The organism is Micromonospora sp. ALFpr18c (genome assembly GCF_008868155.1).
In the GTDB taxonomy this organism is placed as follows: domain Bacteria; phylum Actinomycetota; class Actinomycetes; order Mycobacteriales; family Micromonosporaceae; genus Micromonospora.
Window position 1 is genome coordinate 1 of sequence record NZ_WBKR01000296.1, and the last position, 5,066, is coordinate 5,066.

Genomic DNA, 5,066 nt, shown 5'->3' on the forward strand with positions numbered 1-5,066 from the left:
GCCGCGTCGTCGCCGCCCCCGCCGGCGGGCTGTCAGCCTCACAGGCCGGACCGAGCGGGGATCGCCTGAATGTGAGGCGTGCCGCGGCACTCGACAGCCAAGCCCAGCAAGCACCGCGGGTACCCCCTCCCTATCTGGTGCCGCCCTCTCTCGCGGCATCAGGCTCGCCCGTGACTCGGGCAGCAACCGCGCCTTCGCCTGCCGCGCCTGCTGCTCCCTCGCCTGTCGCATCACCGGGCGTCATCCCGGGATCGCACCCCGGCTCACCGGCGCCAGCACCGGCACTCGTCCCGATGCCGTCGCGGACCTGGGGCGGAGCCCCCCGCCCCGTGCTAAGGTCGCAAACACTCGCACAGTGGGTTGCCCAGAACGCGCCTGCGTACGTGGGTCGAGAAATGTACCACCGTCCCGCCCCCCCAGCCGATGACGGCCAGACCCGCCAGGCCTCCGAGAGGTCGACCGAGGAAGGCGTCTACTCGCCGGAACATCCTGGGGTTGGCGCCGCCGCACACTTCAGCCCCACACGCGCGCCGGTCGCTTCCGCACCGCTGTCTGGCCCTTCGACCTCGGCTGCCTACGGGGCGTCGGGGTATCCGTCCTCCAGCCAGTATGGTTCTGCACCGCCTAGCGCTGCACCGGCGATGAACTGGGGTGGTCAGCAGGCCGCATCGGCGAGCCTTCGTTCTGCCACTCCTTATCATCCTTCCTTCTCCCGGAGCGGGACGGGAGGTGGATATTCTGCGGCTCAACAGCAGCAGTATGGGTATGGGCAAGGAGCAGGATCGGGGCCAGGGGCAGGGCCCCGAGCTGTGTGAGCGTGCGACCCGGCTGACGGTCGAGGCCCGCCGGGACCGGCGTCTCCGGTCAGCGCGATCCGCCGGATCGCGGGCCAACTCGGGGTTCATCCCGAGACGTTGCGCACGTGGGTGAAGAAGGCCGAGACCGGCGCCGGCCGGGCACCACCAGCAGCGACGCCGAACGCCTCCGCGTTATCGGGGGAACCTCAGTGTCCAGCCGGCCCTGCCAGCCGTGCCGGCCGGGCCGGGATGGACGGTGCGCCGAGTCGAGCAGCACGGGTGCTCGCCGCTCCCGGTGAAGCGGCCGGACCCTGTGGTTGACTGTCGGGTGGAGGACAGAAGGGGGCAGGCGTGCAGCTACCGGCAGTGCTCGGTGAGCCGATCCGGTTCGTGCTGAACTGGGGGCGCCGCTACTCGCTCTGGGTGTTCAACTTTGGCCTGGCCTGCTGCGCGATCGAGTTCATCGCGACCAGCATGGGTCGGCACGACTTCATCCGGCTCGGCGTGATCCCGTTCGCCCACGGCCCCCGGCAGGCCGACCTCATGGTCGTCTCCGGCACGGTCACCGACAAGATGGCCCCGGCCATCAAGCGGCTGTACGACCAGATGCCCGAGCCGAAGTACGTCATCTCGTTCGGCGCCTGCTCCAACTGCGGCGGCCCCTACTGGGATTCGTACTCGGTGACCAAGGGCGTCGACCAGCTCATCCCGGTCGACGTGTACGTGCCCGGCTGCCCGCCCCGACCGGAGGCGCTGCTGCACGGCATCCTGCGCCTGCAGGAGAAGATCGCCGCCGAGCAGTCCGGCATCGGCGGCGTGCCGCAGCGGGATCTGCTCGCCGCGCCGCTGGACGCCCCGCCCCGCGAAGCCGCCGCCGCGCGCTCCGTCGACTCGCTCACCGCCCCGCCGGTACGCCCACCCGCCGCCGGTTGACACCGGGGTGGCCGGGCCGGGCTAGCCTGCGCTTCATGAGCAGCTCAGTGGACCAGCGGTCCGCCCACATCATCGACGTGCTCACCGAGGAGTTCGGCGCGTCGATGGCCATCGACCCGGCCGCCTTCCGGCGCAAGTTCCGCAAGATGGCCGCGTCGCCGTTCGCCTTCTACCGGGGCAGCGCCGCGCTGTTCTACGCCGACCAGCTCGGCGACTTCGCCGACGACCGGTTCCTCGACGAGCGGACCAGCCGGGTGTGGATCCACGGTGACCTGCACGCGGAGAATTTCGGCACGTACATGAACGCCTCCGGGCACCTGGTGTTCAACGTCAACGACTTCGACGAGGCGTACGTCGGGCCGTTCACCTGGGACCTGCGACGCTTCGCGGCCAGTGCGGCGCTGCTTGGCTACGGCAAGGCGCTCTCCGACACGGTGATCGGTGAGCTGGTGGCGGGCTTCGCCCGCTCGTACCTGACCGAGCTGCGGGCCATCGCCGCCGGCGGAGACGACGCGATCGGCTCGATCACCCTGGAGAACGCCGACGGGGTGCTGCGCCGGGTCCTCCAGCAGGCGCGGCTCAACACGCGCGTCGACCTGCTCGCCGCGCAGACCACCGTCGACAACTACGAGCGGCGGTTCTCGGTCGGCGACGGGGTCTTCGAGATCGACGACGCGACCCGGGACAAGGTTCGCGCCGCCTTCGAGGAGTACCTGGGCACCCTGCCCGCCGCCGCGGCACGGCTGCGCCCGGTGGCGGCCCGGATCAAGGACGTGGTGCTGCGCAAGGGGGTGGGCATCGGCTCGGCCGGGCTGCCGTCGTACAACCTGCTGTTGGAGGGGCACACCGAGGCCCTGGAGAACGACGTCGTCATCTATATGAAGCAGGCGCAGGTGCCGGCGGTGGCGCGGTACGTCACCGACGAGACGGTCCGCGACTACTTCCAGCACCAGGGGCACCGGACCGCCGAGTCGCAGCGGGCGTTGCAGGCGCATGCCGACCCGTGGCTGGGCTTCACCGAGCTGGACGGGGCCGGTCAGCTCGTCGCCGAGGTCTCCCCGTACGCCGCCGACCTGGACTGGTCGGACGTCAACGAGCCGGAGGACCTGAGCGGGGTGCTCGTCGACCTGGGTCGGGCGGTGGCCCGGATGCACTCGGTTGCCGACGACGAGTCCAGTCACGACCTGGTGGACTACTCCACCGAGGAGGCGATCGTCGCCGCGGTGGGCGCCGACGAGTCGGGATTCGTCACCCACCTGGTGGAGTTCGCGCACGCGTACGGGGTGCGCGCCCGGCAGGACCATCAGCTCTTCGTCGACCTGTTCCGCAACGGCCGGCTGCCTGGCATCTGATCCGCCGCGACGTCGCTCAGGAGGCGAACTCCAGCACCACCTTGATGTCGTCCGGCCCGGCGGTGTAGGCGTCGGCGTACCTGTTGACCGGCACCCGGCGGGTGATCAGTGACGAGAGCCAGACCTGGTCGGCGCGGGTGAGTGCCTGCGCGGCCATGGTCCAGTGCCGCCGGTTGGCGTTCACCGAGCCGAACACCACGTTGTTCTCCAGCACCAGGGCCCGGTTGAGCGCTCCGGCGTCGAAGTCGATGCTGCGGCCGCCGCTGGACACGCCGGCCAGGCAGACGATCCCGGTGGGCGCTGCCTTGCACATGACGTCGAGGACGACCGTGGGTGCGCCGGTGCACTCGATCACCACGTCCGGCTCGAACGGCAGGTCGTTGACCGGCACCGCGTGGTACGTGGCGCCGAGCCCGGCGACCAGCTCCGGCTTCGGCCCGTCGGTGGCCCGGTCCAGCACGTGCACGGAGAGCCCGCGCTGGCTGCCGAGCAGGGCGGCCAGCAGCCCGATCGGTCCGGCCCCGGTGACCAGGACGGTCTGTGGCTGCCACTCGGCCCGGTGCCCGATCCGCTCGATGTGGTCCCACGCCTTGGCCACCACGCTGGTCGGTTCGAGCAGCACGCCGACCTGGGCCAGCGCCGGGTCGAGCCCGACCGCGAACCGGGGCTCGATACGCCAGCGGTCGCGGGCGAACCCGGGCAGTGCCTTGATGCCGTGTTCGGTGTACTGACCGTTGCGGCACATGTCCCACTCGCCGACCGCGCAGTTCGGGCAGGGCACCGGGTCGGGATGCCGGACGATGCCGGCCACCAGGTCACCGGGTTGCAGGGTGCCGCTGGAATCCTCGATCACCCGACCCAGGGACTCGTGCCCGATGACCAGGCGGTCCGCCCCCGGCGGCGCCTCGCCGTACGCCCCGGAGATGATCTCGTGGTCGGTGCCGCAGATGCCCACCGCCAGCGCCTCCACCAGGACGGAACCCTCCTCGGCCGCGGGCTCAGGCTGATCCTCGACGAGGCTCAGCGAGTTGGCGACTCCGGGTCTCACAGTGACAGCGCGCACGCCCTCATCTTTCCCCGCCGGCCGCCGCGCCGCCTGGCAAAGCCGGCAGATCGACGGCGGGTCGGCGCGGGTCGGGCCCGCACTAGGATCAGCGGCATGACTCCCGAAGAGGTCGGCGCTCGGCTGGTCGCGCTGCTCGCGCCGGTCGAGGCGACCCCGTCGGTCTCCGGCGGGCAGCGGTTCGCCCGCGCCACCGTCGACGTTCCGCCGGCGACCTGGTCGGAGGCGCTGCGCACGGCCCGCGACGACGACGAGTTGGCCTGCGACTTCTTCGACTGGCTGTCGGCCGTGGACGAGCTGGCCGAGGGCTTCGACGTGGTGGCGCACCTCTGGTCGACGCGGCTGCGGCACGGGGTGTTGCTGCGCACCCGGGTGCCCCGCGACGCACCCACGGTGCCCTCGGTGGTGGACGTCTACCCGGGGGCGGCCTGGCACGAACGGGAGACGCACGAGATGTTCGGCATCGGCTTCACCGGCCACGGGGAGCTGCGACCGCTGCTGCTGCCGCCGGAGTTCGAGGGCCATCCGCTGCGCAAGGAGTTCGTGCTCGCCTCGCGGGTGGCCAAGCCGTGGCCGGGTGCGAAGGAACCGGGCGAGTCGGAGGCCGGCGGTGGCCGTCGGCCGATCCGCCCGCCGGGTGTGCCCGCTCCGGGCGAGTGGGGCAGCACGCCCACCCCGGCGGGCGCGGGCGGCGTGGGGGAGGGCCCGCGCGGCGGCACCCCGGCCCGACCGGCCGGTGAGCGGCCCGCACGGCCGGCGCCGGGGGCCCGTCCGGCGCGTACTCCCCGGCTCGCCGGCACCGCCGACGGCCCGGCGGGGTCCGCGCGGCCCGATCCGGTCGCGGACCCGCCGGCGGCCGACGGCACCGGCGACGACGGGGGTACGCGCTGATGCCGCTCTGGGTGGAGCTGGTGCTGCGGG

5 protein-coding genes are annotated in these 5,066 nt (G+C 72.2%); 4 read left to right on the forward strand and 1 reads right to left on the reverse strand.

Translation table 11 applies throughout. From position 1 onward, the window contains the following. The first annotated feature begins 881 nt into the window (after positions 1-881). From F8271_RS34325 to F8271_RS29815, 3 genes are read left to right on the forward strand one after another with little or no spacing between them, the layout of a single operon-like run. Positions 882-1,118 (forward strand): transposase, encoded by a 237-nt coding sequence (locus F8271_RS34325; RefSeq protein WP_225854856.1) that lies wholly within the window; start codon positions 882-884, stop codon positions 1,116-1,118. Positions 1,119-1,148: 30 nt separating this feature from the next. Then, complete coding sequence (locus F8271_RS29810; RefSeq protein ID WP_151493145.1) at positions 1,149-1,730, forward strand: NADH-quinone oxidoreductase subunit B; 582 nt, start codon at positions 1,149-1,151, stop codon at positions 1,728-1,730. A 35-nt stretch (positions 1,731-1,765) separates the two neighbouring features. After that, positions 1,766-3,082, forward strand: coding sequence for a DUF2252 domain-containing protein (locus F8271_RS29815; RefSeq protein WP_151493146.1), 1,317 nt, complete (start codon positions 1,766-1,768; stop codon positions 3,080-3,082). Between the two features lie 16 nt (positions 3,083-3,098). Here the strand turns inward: F8271_RS29815 and F8271_RS29820 are convergent, their stop codons facing one another. Beyond that, positions 3,099-4,145 (reverse strand): glucose 1-dehydrogenase, encoded by a 1,047-nt coding sequence (locus F8271_RS29820; RefSeq protein ID WP_151493147.1) that lies wholly within the window; start codon positions 4,143-4,145, stop codon positions 3,099-3,101. A 96-nt stretch (positions 4,146-4,241) separates the two neighbouring features. Here F8271_RS29820 and F8271_RS29825 point away from each other — a divergent pair, with 96 nt between their 5' ends. Then, entirely contained in the window at positions 4,242-5,036 is a 795-nt protein-coding gene (locus F8271_RS29825) for an NADH-quinone oxidoreductase subunit C (RefSeq protein ID WP_151493148.1), read from the forward strand. Positions 5,037-5,066: the final 30 nt, after the last annotated feature.